The 18,686-nt window shown below is 50.8% G+C and carries 19 protein-coding genes and 1 tRNA gene; 9 read left to right on the top strand and 11 right to left on the bottom strand.

What is annotated here, in order from left to right:
* Positions 1–42: 42 nt before the first annotated feature.
* Complete coding sequence (locus LY264_RS15990; protein WP_048227018.1) at positions 43–1,803, bottom strand: AAA family ATPase; 1,761 nt, start codon at positions 1,801–1,803, stop codon at positions 43–45.
* 185 nt (positions 1,804–1,988) lie between these two features.
* Here LY264_RS15990 and matP point away from each other — a divergent pair, with 185 nt between their 5' ends.
* Positions 1,989–2,441, top strand: coding sequence for a macrodomain Ter protein MatP (gene matP / locus LY264_RS15985; protein ID WP_032942905.1), 453 nt, complete (start codon positions 1,989–1,991; stop codon positions 2,439–2,441).
* Between the two features lie 88 nt (positions 2,442–2,529).
* Here the strand turns inward: matP and ompA are convergent, their stop codons facing one another.
* Together ompA and sulA are read right to left on the bottom strand one after the other, a co-directional pair.
* Positions 2,530–3,588: a porin OmpA gene (ompA, locus tag LY264_RS15980; protein ID WP_048227017.1), complete on the bottom strand. Its 1,059-nt coding sequence runs from the start codon at positions 3,586–3,588 to the stop codon at positions 2,530–2,532.
* A 357-nt stretch (positions 3,589–3,945) separates the two neighbouring features.
* A complete protein-coding gene (gene sulA, locus LY264_RS15975; protein WP_008784287.1) occupies positions 3,946–4,455 on the bottom strand; it encodes an SOS-induced cell division inhibitor SulA in 510 nt (169 codons plus the stop codon).
* A 217-nt stretch (positions 4,456–4,672) separates the two neighbouring features.
* Between sulA and LY264_RS15970 the strand changes: the two genes are divergently transcribed.
* Positions 4,673–5,287, top strand: coding sequence for a TfoX/Sxy family DNA transformation protein (locus LY264_RS15970; protein ID WP_003831996.1), 615 nt, complete (start codon positions 4,673–4,675; stop codon positions 5,285–5,287).
* Here LY264_RS15970 and yccS read toward each other — a convergent pair.
* Positions 5,265–7,418 (bottom strand): YccS family putative transporter, encoded by a 2,154-nt coding sequence (gene yccS, locus LY264_RS15965; RefSeq protein WP_003831997.1) that lies wholly within the window; start codon positions 7,416–7,418, stop codon positions 5,265–5,267. The genes LY264_RS15970 and yccS overlap by 23 nt on opposite strands.
* Before the next feature lie 18 nt (positions 7,419–7,436).
* Positions 7,437–7,883 (bottom strand): YccF domain-containing protein, encoded by a 447-nt coding sequence (locus LY264_RS15960; protein WP_003831998.1) that lies wholly within the window; start codon positions 7,881–7,883, stop codon positions 7,437–7,439.
* 125 nt (positions 7,884–8,008) lie between these two features.
* On the opposite strand from LY264_RS15960, the gene helD reads away from it, so the two are divergent.
* A complete protein-coding gene (gene helD, locus LY264_RS15955; protein ID WP_048227016.1) occupies positions 8,009–10,063 on the top strand; it encodes a DNA helicase IV in 2,055 nt (684 codons plus the stop codon).
* A gap of 32 nt (positions 10,064–10,095) precedes the next feature.
* Here the strand turns inward: helD and mgsA are convergent, their stop codons facing one another.
* Positions 10,096–10,554, bottom strand: a complete 459-nt coding sequence (gene mgsA, locus LY264_RS15950; protein WP_003035897.1) for a methylglyoxal synthase — start codon at positions 10,552–10,554, stop codon at positions 10,096–10,098.
* 93 nt (positions 10,555–10,647) lie between these two features.
* The gene (gene csgI, locus LY264_RS15945) at positions 10,648–11,310 is read right to left on the bottom strand and encodes a curli synthesis inhibitor (RefSeq protein WP_008784291.1); all 663 of its coding nucleotides are present in this window, start codon (positions 11,308–11,310) and stop codon (positions 10,648–10,650) included.
* A gap of 172 nt (positions 11,311–11,482) precedes the next feature.
* Here csgI and LY264_RS15940 point away from each other — a divergent pair, with 172 nt between their 5' ends.
* A complete protein-coding gene (locus tag LY264_RS15940) occupies positions 11,483–11,896 on the top strand; it encodes a CoA-binding protein (protein ID WP_032942909.1) in 414 nt (137 codons plus the stop codon).
* Positions 11,897–11,963: 67 nt separating this feature from the next.
* Here the strand turns inward: LY264_RS15940 and hspQ are convergent, their stop codons facing one another.
* Both hspQ and rlmI read right to left on the bottom strand, forming a co-directional pair.
* On the bottom strand, positions 11,964–12,281 hold the full coding sequence (gene hspQ / locus LY264_RS15935) for a heat shock protein HspQ (RefSeq protein ID WP_003035905.1): 318 nt from the start codon (positions 12,279–12,281) through the stop codon (positions 11,964–11,966).
* A gap of 57 nt (positions 12,282–12,338) precedes the next feature.
* Complete coding sequence (gene rlmI, locus LY264_RS15930; protein ID WP_249457357.1) at positions 12,339–13,550, bottom strand: 23S rRNA (cytosine(1962)-C(5))-methyltransferase RlmI; 1,212 nt, start codon at positions 13,548–13,550, stop codon at positions 12,339–12,341.
* A gap of 214 nt (positions 13,551–13,764) precedes the next feature.
* On the opposite strand from rlmI, the gene LY264_RS15925 reads away from it, so the two are divergent.
* From LY264_RS15925 to yccX, 3 genes are read left to right on the top strand one after another with little or no spacing between them, the layout of a single operon-like run.
* A complete protein-coding gene (locus LY264_RS15925) occupies positions 13,765–14,316 on the top strand; it encodes a YbhB/YbcL family Raf kinase inhibitor-like protein (protein ID WP_048227014.1) in 552 nt (183 codons plus the stop codon).
* Between the two features lie 13 nt (positions 14,317–14,329).
* Positions 14,330–15,118: an AraC family transcriptional regulator gene (locus tag LY264_RS15920; RefSeq protein WP_048227013.1), complete on the top strand. Its 789-nt coding sequence runs from the start codon at positions 14,330–14,332 to the stop codon at positions 15,116–15,118.
* Between the two features lie 46 nt (positions 15,119–15,164).
* A complete protein-coding gene (yccX, locus tag LY264_RS15915) occupies positions 15,165–15,446 on the top strand; it encodes an acylphosphatase (RefSeq protein ID WP_020996508.1) in 282 nt (93 codons plus the stop codon).
* Here the strand turns inward: yccX and tusE are convergent.
* A complete protein-coding gene (tusE, locus tag LY264_RS15910) occupies positions 15,443–15,772 on the bottom strand; it encodes a sulfurtransferase TusE (protein WP_008784296.1) in 330 nt (109 codons plus the stop codon). The two genes, yccX and tusE, sit on opposite strands and share 4 nt — an antisense overlap.
* Before the next feature lie 88 nt (positions 15,773–15,860).
* Positions 15,861–16,520 (bottom strand): FtsH protease modulator YccA, encoded by a 660-nt coding sequence (yccA, locus tag LY264_RS15905; RefSeq protein WP_008784297.1) that lies wholly within the window; start codon positions 16,518–16,520, stop codon positions 15,861–15,863.
* A gap of 270 nt (positions 16,521–16,790) precedes the next feature.
* Here yccA and LY264_RS15900 point away from each other — a divergent pair, with 270 nt between their 5' ends.
* Positions 16,791–18,419, top strand: coding sequence for an ABC transporter substrate-binding protein (locus tag LY264_RS15900; protein WP_048227012.1), 1,629 nt, complete (start codon positions 16,791–16,793; stop codon positions 18,417–18,419).
* Between the two features lie 142 nt (positions 18,420–18,561).
* Positions 18,562–18,649 (top strand) — tRNA-Ser (locus LY264_RS15895).
* The last annotated feature ends 37 nt before the right edge of the window (positions 18,650–18,686 follow it).

The following is an 18,686-nucleotide window of genomic DNA, read 5'->3' as shown; positions in this document are numbered from 1 at the left end:
AGCACGCAGGATAGCTAACACGTGTACGCTGAACAAGTCCGATCAGTTCGGAATAATCCAGTTCAGCCAACGTAGCGGCCATGGGAAACGGTGACGACCTTCCTGTTGCGTTGCCGTGGCAATACGCTCCTGAATGGTTTGCATCAGCGTTGTCTGGCCTTCGCCATCCCACACCAGATTTAACAACAGTGGCAGCGCATCGGTCACGTCGTCCACCGCCCAGATAGTGAATTTTTCTTCTTCTATGGCCTGTAGCAGCGCAGGCTGCAGGCTGAGGTGTCTGACGTTAGCCGAAGGAATGATGACGCCCTGTGTGCCTGTCAGCTCGCGCTGCTGGCAGATGGCGAAGAAACCTTCAATTTTCTCATTCAGACCACCGACAGGTTGTGCCCGACCAAACTGATCGACAGAACCTGTAATGGCGATACTTTGATTAACAGGAACGTCGGCGAGGGCGCTAATCAATGCGCACAGTTCTGCCATAGACGCGCTGTCACCGTCCACTTCACTGTAAGATTGCTCAAAGGTCAGCGAGGCAGAGAAGGGGATTTGTTGCTCCAACTGGAGTTCCGACATCAGGAACGCCTGCATAATCATCATACCCTTGGCATGAATATTTCCGCCAAGCTCGGCTTTGCGCTCAATATCCGTAAACTCGCCGTCGCCAATATGCACGACGCAACTGATACGAGAAGGCTCGCCAAATGCGCGTGGGTGGCCTGGAAACTCAATCACCGACAAGGCGTTGATCTGGCCAATACGCTCGCCTTCTGTCTCGATAAGGATCTGCTCTTGCAGAATTTCATCCTGCATGCGTTCAGCCAGGAATCCCTCACGCCATTCGCGCTGAGCCAGCATCAGGCTGAACTGTTCAGCGTTACAGGTTTCGTCCTCGCATAACGGAGCCACCTCTTTGAACTGTCGGGTGATCCACAGCGGGTTAAGCGGCAATGTATCCTGTTCACCGGTATAGCGAACGGCTTCACGGATCAGAACCTGCCAGGCATCGGGAGCGGGGTAAGGCAAATTATTGCGCATGGCAGTATGCGTGACCCATTGACACCACTGTGTCATGGTTTCGGCATCGACTATCTGCAGGTTGTCTTCAAATTCGCTGTAAATGGCCTGCTCAGCCAGTTCTGGCTCCATGTCCTGAAAATCCGCCAGTGATTCGCGTTCACCGACTAAAATCACTTTCAGTTTAAGCGGCATAGGCGGAACGGAGACAGGCAGCGGGCGAGACTCATCAAAAGCCACCCAATCAAAACGCTCGTGGCTGACAATGGCTTTCAGGCGCATCCACAACAGGGGTTGGGCCAACAGCGTGCGCAATGAGATAACCAGCACACCCCCATTGGCCAGATGTACCAGACCTGGCTGTAGCGTAATTTCGCCATTGAACTGACGCAGACAGCCAAACAGTTGTTCGGCTTCGGCCCAGTCAGCGCTGACCACCTGCGTCAACGTCGCAAAATTATCTTCCGCTTTCTCAGCTGTACGATAACGAATAGTGTGACCGGAGATGTCGTAATGACCGCCAGTCAGGCTTCCTGCATCCGTGTGCAAGGGACGTGCAGCCTTTGCAATAAGGTTGAGATACTCAAGCTCTTCCGGTGCTTTTACCAACATGAACGAGGATGTTGTCCAGTGCTGAAGAAGCTGCTCTAGCGCGAATTGTAAACGTGGCTGAGTATCACTAAGTAAGGTGTCGGTGTCGTCAGTGACGTGCGGCTGTGCAAATACTTCCTGATAACTGTCGGTATCAGGAACCAGATCACGCCATGCAAGTTTCGTAATGGTCAAAGTTGATGTTTTTTAGTCTGTTGTAAAAAACGAGATTATACCGTAACCCTCACCACTAAACACCTGGAAAGCGCCGCGAAACGCTTGTGATGACGCGCGGCAGTTCACAGGCTGGATATTCTTTTCTTCAGATGCCGAAAAAGCTGATATTCTGATAAGAGTTACACGGTAACATTGAGATCGCAATGAAATATCAACAACTTGAAAACCTTGAAAGCGGCTGGAAATGGAAGTATCTGGTGAAGAAGCATCGTGAGGGGGAATTAATCACCCGTTACGTCGAGGCCAGCGCTGCCAAAGAAGCCGTTGATTTATTGCTAACCCTCGAAAATGAACCGGTTCGGGTCAATAGCTGGATTGAAGAACACATGAATCCTGCGCTGCTTAATCGTATGAAACAAACCATACGTGCCAGGCGCAAGCGGCACTTTAATGCTGAGCATCAGCATACCCGGAAGAAATCCATCGATCTGGAATTTATGGTCTGGCAGCGTCTGGCAGGTCTTGCGCAGCGGCGCGGAAAAACGCTTTCTGAAACTATTGTGCAGCTGATTGAAGACGCAGAGCATAAAGAGAAGTACGCGAACAAAATGTCGACATTGAAACAGGATTTACAGGCGTTGCTGGGGAAAGAGTAGCGGTCGGCTGGTTTAATGCGTGGCTTACTTTGGATGAAAACAGATGAAAAAAAACCCCGCATAGCGGGGTTTTTTATAAGACGATAACTTAAGCCTGAGGCTGAGTTACAACGTCTTTGATGCCTTTAACTTCGATCTCAACACGACGATCCGGAGCCAGGCAGTCGATCAGTGCAGCGCGAGCTTTCACGTTGTCACAGGTGTTGCCAGTAACTGGGTTGGATTCACCCATGCCACGTGCAGAGATTTTGTCAGAAGGAATACCTTTAGAGATCAGGTAATCAACAACGGACTGAGCACGTTTCTCGGACAGACCCTGGTTGTAAGCGTCAGAACCGATGCGGTCAGTGAAGCCCAGAACCACTACGGAGCCGTCTTTCGGATCCAGGTTGCTCAGCTGGCTGTACATCTGGTCCAGAGCCTGCTGGCCTTCTGGTTTCAGAGTTGCTTTGTTGAAGTTGAACAGAACGTCAGACTTCAGAGTGAAGTGCTTGGTCTGTACTTCTGGAGCCGGTGCCGGAGCAACAACTACTGGAGCTGCTTCTTCCTGCTGACCGAAACGGTAAGAAACACCAACGCTCAACAGGCCGTTATCCGGACGACCACCAACGGTGTTCGCGTCACCGATGTTGTTGGTCCACTGGTATTCCAGACGGGTAGCGATTTCAGGAGTAATTGCGTACTCTACGCCACCAGCGAATACTGGGGATACACCAGTGTCGTGGTCTTTGAAGCCGTTGCTGCTTTTAGCGTCTGCACGCCAAACCATACCACCCAGACGGGTATAAACGTCCAGATCGTCAGTGATTGGGTAACCCAGTTTAGCGGTCAACTGAACGCCCTGAGCTTTGAAAGCGCCATTTTGATTGGTAGTGTCGGCAGTGCCTTTGTACGGCATACGACCTAACCAGTCATAACCCATTTCGAAACCAACGTACGGGTTAACCTGATAACCACCGAACGCACCGGCACCCAGTTGGCTTTCGTGGGTAGGCCCGGTGTTATTGATCTGGTTGTTGCCAATATCATGGTACTGAGACCAGCCCATTTTAGCACCAGCGTACCAGGTGTTATCTTTCGGAGCGGCCTGCGCCACGGTAGCGAAACCAGCCAGTGCCACTGCAATTGCGATAGCTGTCTTTTTCATTTTTTGCGCCTCGTTATCATCCAAAATTCGCCATGAATATCTCCGAAGAGAGATAACACGGTTAAATCCTTCACCCGGGGACCAGTTCAATAGTTACTCTACCGATATCTGCGGCTTACACCGAGCACCCCTGGCGATGTAAAGTCTACAACGTAGTTGAAAACTTACAAGTGTGAAGTCCGTCAGGCATATGAAAAAAAAAGGCTTGTATACACAATATTTAACATTTATAGCTGAATAAATGTACTGAGGATATCCTGAAAACCGCTTCTGACAGGCGTTCAGACGAAAAACACATTACAGCTCAAAGGCAAATTGAGAGATGAAAAAAAATTCCAGGATAAATCCTAATTTTACTCAATGATACAAATTCGAGTGAATTTTTAGCCCAGAATGCTGTCTCCCCGCAAGTGTCTGAGCGCGAACTGGACGCATGATAAATCCCATCGCATTACCTTCATCAGCCGCTTTGACAAGTTCGGCATGTTCATCTTCCGTTAATTCTTCCGCCAGCCAGCCAATAACGACGCTGTAATTACCCGTGCGCAGCGCACGAATCATCGATTCCAGCGTATTGCAGGGGGAGAGCTGACTAATTTGCATGACTTTCGTCAATGGAAGTCCAGCTGACTGCACCCACTCCCGGCTTAATTTTTGCTGAGGCGTCAGCCACAGCTGCCAGCGTGATTGTTGCCCTAACTGTTGCAGCAGGGGAAGCAGCAGCAGTTGTGTCATCATGGGCTGGTCCTCGCGATAGACCACTTCACTGATAAGCCCAGCGGTTGCGTTCTCTGATGAAACGCGCGCAATGTTGCTTGATGTGGAAGAGAACGACGAAGAACGATTTGCATAGCCTGAAGTGTACATAATCAATCCAGCCCTGTGAGTTACTGTATGAATATACAGTAACTCTGCCTTCAACAAAGATCAACCTTATTTTCGGAAACAGGTTCGCAATTTTTAGTCGTCGTCATGGGAAAAATAAAATTCATCTTGCCCCATACGCATAAGTTGCCTATTTTCGTCATTAACGGATCCGCTACTGAAAATCATTTGCTTACGTTATGATTTAAAAAGGATTTTTATGAAAGAGCTTTCTTATGCAAGGATCTATAAATCGCAGGAATATCTGGCTTCTCTGGGGACAATTCACTATCGCTCACTGTTTGGTGGCTACAGTCTGACGGTTGGCGATACGGTCTTTGCCATGGTCGCTAATGGTGAGCTGTATCTTCGCGCCTGTGAGCAGAGCGCCCAGTATTGTGTACAAAATTCTCCTGTCTGGCTGACATTTATTAAGCGCGGACGTCCTCTTGTACTTAATTATTACCAGGTGAACGATGCCCTGTGGCAAAACCAGCAGCAGTTGGTGTCGTTATCGCGATATTCGTTGGATGCAGCGGTTAAGGAGAAACAAAGTCGCTTTGCCCAGCATCGTCTGCGGGAATTGCCGAATATGACGTTTCATCTGGAGACTCTGTTGAATGAAGCTGGAATTAAAGATGAGGGGACCATGCGATCGTTGGGAGCACAAATGTGCTGGCTGAAACTTAGGCAAAATAATCCGGCTCTGACGGTAAAAGTACTCTATGCCCTTGAAGGCGCGGTAGGGGGGATACATGAAGCCGCGCTCCCGGCGACGCGTCGCCAGGAGCTGGTTGAGTGGGTAAGTTCTCTTACGCCGGAACCGGGGTATTAGACGGCAGCACGTCAATTTGCTGCTGTAATCGCCGGATTTCCGGGAGCAGAGCAATCAATAACCCAACTTGCTGAACGACCAGAGGCTCTTTACTGTCCGGGCGTGGTTCCAGGTGCTGAATTCGCTGCTTCAGCCCTTCTAACGCCTGGTATACGCGTTGCTCGTCAGCGGGTTGATGGTGAAGGGCATCATCAACATAGCAAACAGCGTCATCCAGCAATGCCAAAACGTCTGGATTGGTCAGCTGTTCGCGATGTGCGCCCAGCGCAGAAATATAGCTGGTAAACGTATGGTTGAGACACAGTAAACGGAACGCCGTTTCGCGCGTTTGGGCCGTGACATCAGGCTCGCTCGACATGTTTGACACCACGGAGGCGAGTTCAGCATCACGGTTATGCGCGTCACGGCGAGCGATACGGTAGGCCAGACGATTATCACGACCCTGATGATATTGTTCGAGAATTGCATCAAGGTAGCGGCAGTTAGCGTCAGTCGCCCGTTCAATTACCCGTGGTAGGTTACGAAAACGCCAGTCTGGCCAGATGAAACTGACAGCAGCCCAGGCGATAGCACAGCCAATTAGCGTATCGATGACACGCGGCAGCGCAACCTCAAAACCTTCGCCGAGCAGGTTAAAGCACAGTAACACCAGCAGCGTGATAAACATGGTGGCGTGTGCATACTGGACGTTGCGAAAGGCAAAAAACAGTACACCAGTGATCACCAGGAGTATCAGCTGCCCTTCGAGAGAGGGCACAAACCACAGGATCGGTAAACCAATGGCAATCCCAACCAACGTGCCGATAATCCTGAGCGCCAGGCGATGTCGGGTGGCGTTGTAGTTTGGCTGACAGACAAACAGGCTGGTCAGCAAGATCCAGTATCCGTGATTCATGCCGGTTATCTGGATAATGGCATAACCAACACAGAGCACTAACGACATGCGAACGGCATGGCGAAACAGAGCAGACTCAGGGGTGAAATTACGGCTCAGGCGTAACCAGATATCACTGAATCCATGGGGACTGTCATCGGCAAGCTGATTTTCAGACTCATTGCGCGAGAGTACCTGAGCCTGTTCAGACTCTATGGTAGCAAGCTGCGCGTCGATTGCCCGTAGGTTTGACAGTAAAAAACCCAGCGTATTGAGCAGGTCGGCAGGTTCACCACTGGCACGCATGCGCTCAAGTGCGGCATCTATATGGGTGAAGGCGCGCTCAAAGTGCGGATCGTGCTGGTAAGGTGTGCGCAATAAAATACAGCGAGATAATTGTGAACAGGCTTGCCCTTGCATCGACATCAACCGCTGGAAACGGAACATCACATCGCTGTGACGGAAATGATCGCGTAGCGTTTGATACTGAATATGTGAGGAGCTTGCGCGTTCATGAATATCCTGCGCCACAAAATAGTAATGTAGCGTGCGACGTGTTCCTCGTTGTCCACGGTCACCGCGCAGGCGCGTCAACAGCGACACTTTAGTCTGATTCAGCGTTGCCATCAGTTGGCCATTCGCGAGAGCTAAATCATACAACGGTGCCTGGCTTTCATCTTCTATGTCGGGGTCAAAAAGACGCGATTTCAGTTCCAGGTAGTGCGCTAACTGTTCGTAGCTGCGTGCAAGATTGTCCTGTAAGGGGCGGATGGGGAACAGAAGATGACCGGTGAGCGTCAGCAGGTTATACCAGATAGCGCCAGCGAGCAGCAGGATGGGTTGTTGATACCACTGATCGTAAAGCGAGGTACCCAGCATCGTGTAAATGGCGATCAGCAATGCACCAAAAGCAATAGTTGCATAGCGCTGGCCTAATCCCCCCAGCAGAATAAAGCCGCTGGTGGAAAGCGTTAACCCAATAGCAAACAGCCATGGCCATGGGAAGAGCAGCTCAACGGAGGCCGAGGCAATAAAAAAGCACACCAGTGTGATGATTAAATTGCGCAGTCGGCCTGCGAGACGATCGTCCAGATCGGTAAGTGCGGCAGCGACCATACCCAGCGTGAGTGGGATAGTCAGCTTGACGTCACCCAGCCACCAGGGTAGCGCCGTTGTGCCGCATAGCGCGATAAAAATCCGCACGTAGTACAGCCAGGTGCTGTTCCAGGTATAGCGTTTGAGCAGAGGACTTAACATAAAGGCCATCGGTCCTGATTATTCAAAACGACGACGTGCATTGGCTTCACGCGCTGCACGGGCAACTTCTACTGAAACCACCCGGCGACCCACCGGCCAGAGCGCAATGGCAGCGATTTTAAAGTTTGCAATGCCAACCGGAATACCAATAATCGTAATGCACTGAGCAATACCAGAGATAATGTGCATCAGGCACAACCACCAGCCGAAGAAAATCAGCCAGAAAATATTGAGCACGGTGCCGCCGGTATTTAACAGGACGCTTTTACCGGCCGGATTCAGTTCATCGACATGAATCGCTTCGTTACCATAGGGAAACAGCGAAAGTCGGGTTATCTCCCAGCATGAACGGGTCAAGGGTAAAGTAAAAATAAGCACGACACTGACCAGCGTTGCCAGTAACCAGGCCAGGGTGGTGGCGAACCCCCCAAGCACAAAATTTAAAATATTCAGAACAGTACGCATAAACCCTCGGTTAACTCTGGTTTTCTGTGAATTCGGCAATTGTAACGTTTTTTTGGGCTGGAGCACGTTTTCTCTGGCGGTTACACTGATAAGCAAACCTCTTCGTGTGGATCCGCTTGAGTCTTATGGAACTGAAAGCAACTTCTCTTGGAAAACGTCTGGCACAACACCCTTACGATCGGGCCGTTATTCTCAATGCCGGGATTAAAGTTTCCGGCGATCGTCACGAGTATCTTATTCCCTTCAATCAGTTACTGGCTATTCATTGCAAACGCGGCCTGGTATGGGGCGAGCTGGAGTTTGTACTCCCGGATGAGAAGGTGGTTCGTCTTCACGGTACAGAGTGGGCGGAAACCCAGCGCTTCCATCATCATTTGAATGCGCTCTGGCAACAGTGGAGCCAGGAAATGAGTGACGTTGCTGCGGGGGTTTTACAGCAGCAGTTGGATGCGATAGCGGCGCGTACTAGTGAAAGTAAATGGCTGACGCGCGAACAAACGTCAGGGCTGCAGCAGCAGATTCGCCGTGCCTTTGCCGCGTTACCGCTCCCGGTTAATCGGCTGGAGGAATTTGAAAATTGCCGGGAGGCGTTACGTCAATGCCAGGCATGGTTGAAAGACATTGAAGCCTGCCGCTTACAGCACAATCAGGCGTACACCGATGCAATGCTGGAAGAGTATGCCGAGTTTTTCCAGCATATTGAATCTTCGCCGTTGAACCCTGCTCAGGCGCGCGCGGTGGTGAATGGTGAGCAATCATTGTTGGTACTTGCAGGTGCTGGAAGCGGTAAAACATCTGTGTTGGTTGCCCGGGCTGGTTGGTTGCTTGCGCGAGGAGAAGCTGCACCAGAACAAATCCTGTTGCTGGCGTTTGGACGCAAAGCCGCCCAGGAGATGGATGACCGCATCCGTGAGCGTCTGCATACGGATGCGGTCACCGCACGGACGTTCCATTCACTCGCGTTGCACATTATTTCGCAAGGCAGCAAAAAAGTTCCAACGGTGAGCAAGCTTGAAAATGATGCTATCGCGCGCAACAAACTCTTTATAACAACCTGGCGTCAGCAGTGCAGTGAGAAAAAGGCTCAGGCTAAAGGTTGGCGACAATGGTTAGAAGAAGAAATGCAGTGGTCTGTACCCGAAGGTAACTTCTGGGATGACGAAAAATTACAGCGCCGTCTGGCTTCCCGGTTGGATCGCTGGGTTAGTTTGATGCGTATGCATGGCGGAGCACAGGCGGAGATGATTGCTAATGCTCCGGAGGAGATCCGTGATCTGTTCAGTAAACGCATAAAGCTAATGGCGCCGCTGCTCAAGGCCTGGAAGAGTGCCCTGAAGGATGAGAATGCCGTCGATTTCTCCGGGTTGATCCATCAGGCTATTGTCATTCTGGAGAAGGGGCGGTTTATCAGTCCGTGGAAACATATTCTGGTCGATGAATTTCAGGATATTTCCCCTCAGCGCGCCGCCCTGTTAGCCGCCTTGCGTAAGCAAAACTCGCAGACCACGCTGTTTGCCGTGGGAGATGACTGGCAGGCCATTTACCGGTTCAGCGGAGCACAGCTTTCTCTGACAACCGCATTCCAGCAAAATTTTGGTGAGGGCGATAGCTGTAATCTGGATACGACTTACCGTTTTAATAGCCGTATTGGTGAAGTCGCAAACCAGTTTATCCAACAAAACCCACACCAGCTCCCAAAACCGCTGAACAGTCTGGCGACCGGTGATAAAAAAGCCGTCACGTTGCTCGACGAAAGCCAGTTAGATCTGTTGCTGGATAAGCTGTCGGGTTTTGTAAAAGCCGAAGAGAGAATTCTGGTGCTGGCGCGATACCATCATCTCAAACCTGCCAGCCTGGACAAAGCGGCCACCCGCTGGCCCAAGCTGCAGTTGGATTTTATGACTATTCATGCCAGCAAAGGGCAGCAGGCGGATTACGTCATTGTTATGGGGCTTCATGAAGGGAATGACGGTTTCCCGGCTCCGGCCCGTGAGTCGATTATGGAGGAGGCGTTACTCCCGGCTGTTGAAGATTTTCCTGATGCAGAAGAGAGACGGTTGCTGTATGTGGCGCTAACGCGTGCGCGGCATCGGGTATGGCTATTGTTTAGCAAAGACGCGCCATCATGCTTTGTTGATGAGCTTAAGCAATTAGACGTTCCGGTGACCCGGAAACCCTGAAAAGCAGGCGGCAGTTGCCGCCTGCTTAGCGTTTATTTGAGGCGTTCTGCAAGATAACGGGCGTAATCCGGGATCAAGATATCTGTTGCGTCGTTGAAGTTTGGCGACTGGATAATAAAATCAGCCGTTGACACGTTGGTGGCGACTGGAATGTTCCAGACCGTGGCCAGGCGTAGCAGGGCTTTGACATCAGGATCGTGGGGAACGGCGTTGAGCGGATCCCAGAAGAAAATCAGCACATCAATTTTCCCTTCTGAAATCAGCGCACCCACCTGCTGGTCACCCCCCATTGGGCCGCTCAGCATGGCGTTGACGTCCATTCCTGTCGCGCGTTGAATTAAGTTTCCTGTTGTTCCTGTTGCATACAGAACGTGTTTTTCCAGTAATGGCTGGTGGCGTTCAACCCAGCTCATCAACATCTTTTTGCAGTGATCGTGTGCGACCAACGCAATATGTTTCTGCGCTGGCAATGTGCGAGTCGTTAATTCCATAGTACAGCTCCCAAGTTAACCTTGTTACAGAGTACTGGAAGCACTTGACGCTGCAAGAGAAAGACAAAAAAAATGCGTATACGAACATAAATGTCACGATGGGGGTTGTTTCTCCGCCCATTGTAAGAAGTTACTTCGCGTTTGTGCGTCAGCCTGTTGAAACCAATATTTTAAGCGCTGCTCGGTCAGTGTTTGCGACTGAGGCGGCACGCGATCCAGTTCAGACACCCCGGAAAGCAGCGAACTGTCATCGGCCATCATCGTGGCAAATTGTGGTAAAGAAGCATGCTTAGCCGCTTTGTTATAGCGCTCTGTTTCCATTTCATAATCTACGATTTTTGCGGTGGACGTGATTGACAGAATATCCAGCTTAACCGGTATAGGCATGGAGTCCCCATCCAGCAGTTCTACGCGCGGGGCATCATCAAAATGCGTTGCATCCCGCTCGTTGCTCAGGCGTGGGAGGTGGAAATTAACCTGACTGACGAGCTGGGTATCAAAGCTGATGACCAACGGAGGCGAAATATACAGACGTTCTTCGTGGCTGGACAGGCGAATGGTTTTTTCTACGCGAAACACGAGCTGGTGCCGACCATTTTCCAGCTCAATACTGTCGGCACCACGCAGTAATGAGCTGGAGACTTTTTTTCCGTCCAGTACCAGAAGGTCAATATCATTGGACAGACGTAAAGAGGTAGCAAAAACGGTTGCCGGCAAACATAGGGCAATCAAGGCTGTCACAATGCCGGCTTTCATAGGTTTCTCCTGTCCAGAAAATATCTCTATAAGATGTATCTAAATTTTTCGATAATCATGTTTACTAACATATAGACATATTTTTGAGTTTAGCTCTCATGCGCCAGTATGGGATGAATGGTTGCAAAGTCAGGTTTGTCGTACACTTTGCTAAACAGCCTGGAGGAAAACGATGAAAGAGACCGATATTGCTGGCATTTTGACAACGACCCGTACGATTGCGCTGGTGGGGGCAAGCGATAAACCCGATCGTCCAAGCTATCGGGTGATGAAATATTTACTCGATCAGGGCTATCACGTTATTCCTGTTTCACCGAAGGTTGCCGGAAAAACGCTGCTGGGGCAGCAGGGTTATGCGACGCTGGCAGATGTACCAGAGAAAGTGGATATGGTAGATGTCTTCCGTAATTCTGAAGCGGCGTGGGGTGTTGCTCAGGAGGCAATTGCCATCGGAGCGAAGACGCTATGGATGCAGCTCGGCGTGATTAACGAGCAGGCAGCCGTGCTGGCTCGCGATGCAGGGATGACGGTGGTGATGGATCGCTGCCCGGCGATTGAGATCCCGCGGTTGGGACTAGCGAAGTAAGGCTGATCTGTAGCCGAACAAAACGCACAGGCCCGATTAGCGAATCGCCATCGGGCCTGTGTTAGCATCAATTGCGCAGGCGCGGGGCCTGAAGCTGTTTTCGAATTGTTCGCGCCAGTTCATCCATCGACGGTTGTTCCGGATGTTCTTCCTGTAGCTCACTACTCAGCTGTGCTTCGGCCAGATACGTATGCACTGGCAGACCATTATCGTCTTCCATCACCACGTGATACCAGGGAGCGGCGCGAAGTTCGTCGTTAACCGCCAACTCATCGGCTGACGGTTGATCAAGCGAATATTCCGGGTCGATATCCACGACCACTCCGAGGTAACCTAACAGGGAATGGCGGACCTGCTGGCCGATACCGAATTTGCTGGCAATCATAGTCACCTCCCGGGAAATAGATACCCTTTATGTAAGGGTAATATTCCACTTTTCAAGTTACATGATGCGACAGGCAAACCCTTTCAGATACAGCCCTTCCGGGTAGGTAGCGATCACCGGGTGATCGGCGGCCTGACGGAACTGCTCTATAAATTGTACATCACGACCAGCATCTATTGCGGCATCAGCGATGATTTTCTGAAATAAATCGGTGGTCATTAGCCCAGAGCAGGAGAAAGTCAGCAGCACACCGCCCGGATTGAGCAACTGAATAGCCAGCATATTGATGTCCTTATAGCCGCGGCAGGCACCCATCAACTGGCTTTTGTTTTCGACAAATTTCGGCGGATCCATCACGATGACGTCGAATTTCTCACCACGATCGCGATAAGCACGCAGAAGTTTGAACACATCATCACGCACGAACTCAGCTTTGCTCAGATCCAGCTTGTTCAGTTCCACGTTCTGGCGGGCAATATCGAGCGCTTCCTGAGAGGTGTCAACGCTGACGACCTGACGGCATCCGCCCATTAATGCTGAGACCGCAAAGCCGCCGGTATAAGAGAAACAGTTCAGTACACGCTGATTTTCCACATAACGACGCGTGGCCAGGCGGCTGTCGCGTTGATCGAGGTAATAGCCGGTTTTGTGACCATGCTGAATATCAACCAGCAGCTTCATTCCGTGCTCTTCAATTGGCAGCAGGGCTGGCGGAAGCTCACCCGTTACTGGCCCTTGAGTCAGCTCCATACCTTCTTTTTTACGTACGGCCACATCGCTACGGTCATAAATGGCGCAGTCCGGGAAAACAATTTGCAGAGCGCTAATCAGCGCGGCGCGTTGGTATTCAGCCCCCGCACTGAGCAACTGCAACACCAGGAAGTTGCCGAAGCGGTCAATGGTGATGCCCGGCAGGCCATCGGATTCTCCGGCGATCAGACGGTAACTGTCCAGACCGTCTTTTTTCGCCAGCCAGTCACGCCATGTTTGCGCTTGTTGTAGACGACGGGTGAAAAAATCAATATCGATGGACTCAGACTTGTCGAAAGTCCAGACGCGTGCACGGAGCTGCGACGCGGGTGAGTACGCGCCGCGTGCTAACCATTTACCCTGATGGTCAACAATATCGATGGTTTCACCGAGGTTGGCTTTACCTTCCATACGTGCGACAGCACCGGAAAATACCCACGGATGGCGGCGCAGTAATGATTTTTCGCGCCCTTTGGCTAACACTAAACGAGGATAATGTGGAATTGTAGATTCAGTCATGCGGAGCAACCTCTCACAAACAGTGACGCGGGCTGGAGTAAAGTACCAACCTGAAACCATTAAAATAAAATGGCGCGTAGAGTAGCACAGATGGTGAGGTCAATCATCAGGGTATGGCGTTGAGCGTTTCGGCACAAAACTCAATCACAGAGGCACAGTTTCTTTTATGCCCACCGTTTACATTGCTATTTCTTAATCAGAAAAAGGAAATGCAATGAAAGCTGTCTACTTTCTGGCTACCGCTGCCATTGTTGCGTTGAGTTTTAATACCTCTGCCGCCTCGACGTTTCGCCTCAACAGCACCGACATACCCGCTAACCTGAAGTTAACGCAAAAACAGGTGTTTAAGGGATTTGGCTGCAGTGGCGACAATATCTCCCCGCAACTGAGCTGGCAAAATCCGCCAGTTGATGCCAAAAGTTTTGCCATTACGCTGTTTGATCCTGATGCGCCAACGGGAAGCGGCTGGTGGCACTGGACCGTCGTAAATATTCCTGCTCAGATCCACACTCTTCCTGGCGGGGCCAGCATGGATAAGTTACCCGCTGGAGCAGTTCAGGGACGCAATGATTTCGGTTATGCTGGATTCGGTGGCGCCTGTCCACCGCCGGGCGATAAACCTCATCGCTATCAGTTTACCGTGTGGGCGTTAAATACAGACGAGTTGCCAATTGACAGTAACGCCAGCGGTGCCCTAGTCGGTTTTATGCTGAACAGCCACGTGATTGCTAAAGCTGAATTAACCGCCACTTACGCAAGAAAATAAAGAGGATACTCTGGTGCAGGATGTACATTTTCGCCATAACAACCTTACCACCGCTGAGGTGCGTTCCGGCCATCTGCACCACTTGCATCGGGTTAAACTGTTTTCTGCTGCTATTTGCCATATTACGCAGGGAAGTAAGGTCATTATTCAGGATGAAAATCGTCTGGTTGCAGGACCGGGTGAGCTGATTATCATCCCGGCGAATACGCCTCTGGAGATTATTAATCAGCCGGAACAGGGAGCATTTCGCTCGGATTTGTTGTTGCTATCGACGAGCATCATTACCGCGTTTAAAAATAACTGGGTCGAGGATTTCCCTCCGGCAAAATTGACGTCGCTATGTACGCCAATGAGCAACGGACTGGTTTTTATGTGGGAAAGCCTGCTGGATGCAGTACGCCAGGACTTACCTGCAAAATTGCAGGAGCATCAGGCGATGGGATTATTGCTGGCGCTACTGCATGATGGTATGGCAGGGCCTCTGCTTATCGAGCGACGGTTTAATCTTACTGAACAGGTGCGGCAACTAATTATGTTATCCCCTGCTAAGCTATGGACAGCTCAGGAGATTGCTGGTCGCCTGTCTATCGGTACCTCGACGTTACGCAGACGATTACAGATGGAATCGCAGAGTTACCGGCAGATAGTCGAGGAGGTGCGAATGTCCTGTGCGCTCTCTCAACTACAGTCGACCACGCTGCCGATTGGCGAAATTGCGTTACGCTGTGGCTATCTGTCAGGTTCACGATTTACTGCAAGATTTCGCCAGCATTACGGATGTCTGCCGAAACAGGTGCGATGAGGCCTCGGTACCTGTTCCTTCATTTACGTTAATAAGGAGAACCGCAATGTCGAAAGTCTGCATAATCGCCTGGGTCTATGGCCGGGTTCAGGGGGTAGGATTTCGCTACACCACCCAGCATGAAGCACAACGGCTGGGGTTGACCGGCTACGCGAAGAATATGGATGACGGCAGCGTAGAGGTTGTCGCCTGCGGTGAAAGCGACCGGGTTGAACAACTGATGAAGTGGTTGAAAGCCGGGGGGCCGAGCAGCGCCAGGGTTGACCGGGTTCTTAGTGAACCACATCGTCCTGGCGACGAGCTAAAGGGATTTAGTATCCGCTATTAAATACATTTCACCGGTTTCGGCAGGCCGGCAATTTTAGTTGCCTGCTTGGCCGGACCTTTCGGGAACAGGCGGTAGAGATAACGGCTGTTGCCTTTCTCTTCGCCAAACTTGTTGGCCATCGCTTTTACCAGCATGCGGATAGCGGGGGAGGTATTAAACTCCAGATAAAACTCGCGGACAAAACGCACCACTTCCCAGTGTTCCGCGGAGAGCGTAATGCCTTCGTTTTCGGCGATTCTCTCCGCCAGCGCCTCGCTCCACAGCGTGGTATCTTTCAGATAGCCTTCGCTATCGGTACTGATTTCTTTACCTTCAAAGATCAACATAATTCGTCACTGCGTTAGTCAAACTGGCGGCAGTTTACCAAAAAAGAAAGCCCCGCATAAGCGGGGCTGGATAATGCGTGTGGACATCTTAATCGCGGCTGGCGAAGCCCAGAATACTCAGCAGGCTGACGAAGATGTTGTACAGCGAAACATACAGGCTAACGGTGGCACGAATATAGTTGGTTTCACCGCCGCGGATGATATTGCTGGTTTCAAACAGGATTGCGCCTGAAGAAATCAGAATGAACACCGCGCTGATTGCCAGATGTAATGCTGGCAGTTGCAGGAAGATATTGGCAACCATACCAATCAACACCACTACAACACCCGCCATCAGCATACCGCCGAGGAAGGACATATCTTTACGCGTGGTCAGCACATAGGCCGAGCAGCTGAAGAAGACCAGCGCCGTACCGCCCAGCGCCATGGCGATAACATCACCCATGCCTGCGGACAGGTATGTATTCAGCATCGGTCCCAAGATGTAGCCCAGGAAGCCAGTGAAAGCGAACGCTGACAAAATACCAACCGGTTTATCTGCCGTTTTGTAAGTCAGGAACATCAGGCCATACATACCCACCAGCGTCAGGATAAGTCCCGGAGAAGGTAACATCAGTACGGTACTGGCGGTCGCAGTGATCGCTGAAAACGCCAGCGTCAGGCTGAGCAGGAAATAGGTATTGCGCAGCACCTTATGCGTGCTGAGTAGCGATGTACGCTCGCGCGAAGAACTAATAATACGATCCATGAGTCACTCTCTTATGACAGATGTAATTAATGATGGAGGATAATGAAATCAAGGGGAATGACACAGCGGTTTTACCCATCTTTACGCATTTTAGCCCGCCAGACTTAAGCATATTATTTCAACAAAAGTTCCCGTATTAGATGTTAGCACTGTATGTGCAAAAATGTCAGATCGCTATCTACCAGGTAACTGAAAAATATTGCGTTATTCCTGAATCTCTTTGACAGTGACAGCGGTGTCTACATAAAACAGAGCAATAAGGTAAAGGGAATGATTCAACATAAATCGAAGATATTGACGTTTACGCTGTTGGCTGTCTGTTTGATGTCTATAAACGGCGCGGCGAGAGCGGCAAATGTTCCCGCAGGAACACTACTGGCAGAAAAACAGGAACTGGTCAGAAACAACGGCAGTGAGCCGGCATCGCTGGATCCGCATAAAGTTGAAAGCAACGTTGAGTTTAATTTAATCAGCGATATGTTCGACGGTCTGGTGGCTGTCAAGCAGGATGGGTCTATCGAACCCCGTCTAGCCGCGTCCTGGGAGAATAAAGGCAACGCTGTCTGGACCTTCCATTTACGCCCGGGCATAACCTGGTCAGATGGATCTGCTATTACCGCACAGGATGTCGTCTGGAGCTGGCAGCGTCTGGTTTCGCCGCAAACGGCTTCACCTTATGCTTCGTATCTGGGCAACATGCACGTTGCGAACGCGGTTGATATTGCCCAGGGGAAAAAAGATCCCGCTACGCTGGGAGTCAAAGCCCTGGATGATACCACGCTGGAAATTACCCTGACGCAACCGACGGCGGCGTTTCTGGCGATGCTGGCGCATCCATCTCTGGTCCCGCTGGATAAAGTGTTGATAGGTCGTTTTGGCGATAAGTGGACCCGGCCAGAGCATTTTGTCAGCAGCGGGCCGTACAAATTATCGCAGTGGGTGGTTAATGAGCGCATCGTTGCCGAGCGTAACCCACATTACTGGGACGATCGGCATACGGTTATTAATAAAGTTACTTATTTGCCTATTAGCTCAGAGTCGGCTGACGTAAATCGCTATAAGGCCGGTGAAATCGACATTGTGTATAGCGTACCGGTTAACCAGTTCGCGCAACTGAAAGAAACAATGGGGGATGAACTGCATGTCTCGCCTCAGCTTTCAACGTATTACTATCAGTTCAATACAACCCGCGCGCCGTTTAATGATCCGCGCGTGCGCCGGGCGCTGAATATGGCGTTGGATAAAGACATCATTGCGCAAAAGGTGATGGGGCAGGGGCAGCGAGCAGCGTGGGTTATCAGCCAGCCGGAAATAGGTGGGGTGAAACTGCATGCGCCGGAGTATGCGTCATGGCCGCTCGAAAAACGTATTGCTGAAGCCAAAAAACTGCTGGCTGAAGCCGGTTTTGGTCCTGAGCATCCGCTTAGCTTAAATCTGCTCTACAACACTTTCGAAACGCACCAGCGTATTGCGATTGCCGCATCGTCGATGTGGAAGAAAAACCTTGGCGTCGAGGCGAAGCTGCAAAACCAAGAATGGAAAACCATGCTGGACACTATGCACACCGGTAATTTTGACGTCGTGCGCTATGCGTGGATAGCCGACTATGATGATGCCTCAAGTTTCCTCAATATCTTCCGGACCGGTGATAGCGAGAACACCACCAAGTACAGTAACCCCGCCTTTGATGAAGCGATGCGTAATGCGGCGAAAGCAAGTTCACTGGAAGAACGCGGCAAATACTATCAGCAGGCTGAAGACCTTTTAGGTGAGGATGTGCCCGCGATTCCGGTTTACCACTATGTCCGCACGCATCTGGTGAAGCCGTGGGTGGGGGGATTTGCGCCGGATAACCGGGGAAATTACTACACCAAAGATATGTACATCAAAAAACATTAAGTGCTATAGCTGGTATTCGTGCTGAATAAATGGTCAATCTGTTGTTATTTCAGTCGATTAACAACATTTTGGCTATTTTTCAGGCAAACGAACACATTGGTGCTTTACAGGTCCGTTCGGGATGTTTATAGTGCGCCTCATTGGAAGCGTGGCCGAGCGGTTGAAGGCACCGGTCTTGAAAACCGGCGACCCGAAAGGGTTCTAGAGTTCGAATCTCTACGCTTCCGCCAAACATGAAAAGGGGTTACCGAAAGGTAACCCCTTTTT

Origin of the sequence: Citrobacter portucalensis, assembly GCF_023374935.1 — a bacterium.
GTDB lineage: Bacteria > Pseudomonadota > Gammaproteobacteria > Enterobacterales > Enterobacteriaceae > Citrobacter > Citrobacter portucalensis.
Note: the sequence above shows the minus strand (reverse complement) of the source record. Positions and strands in the feature narration are given on the sequence as shown.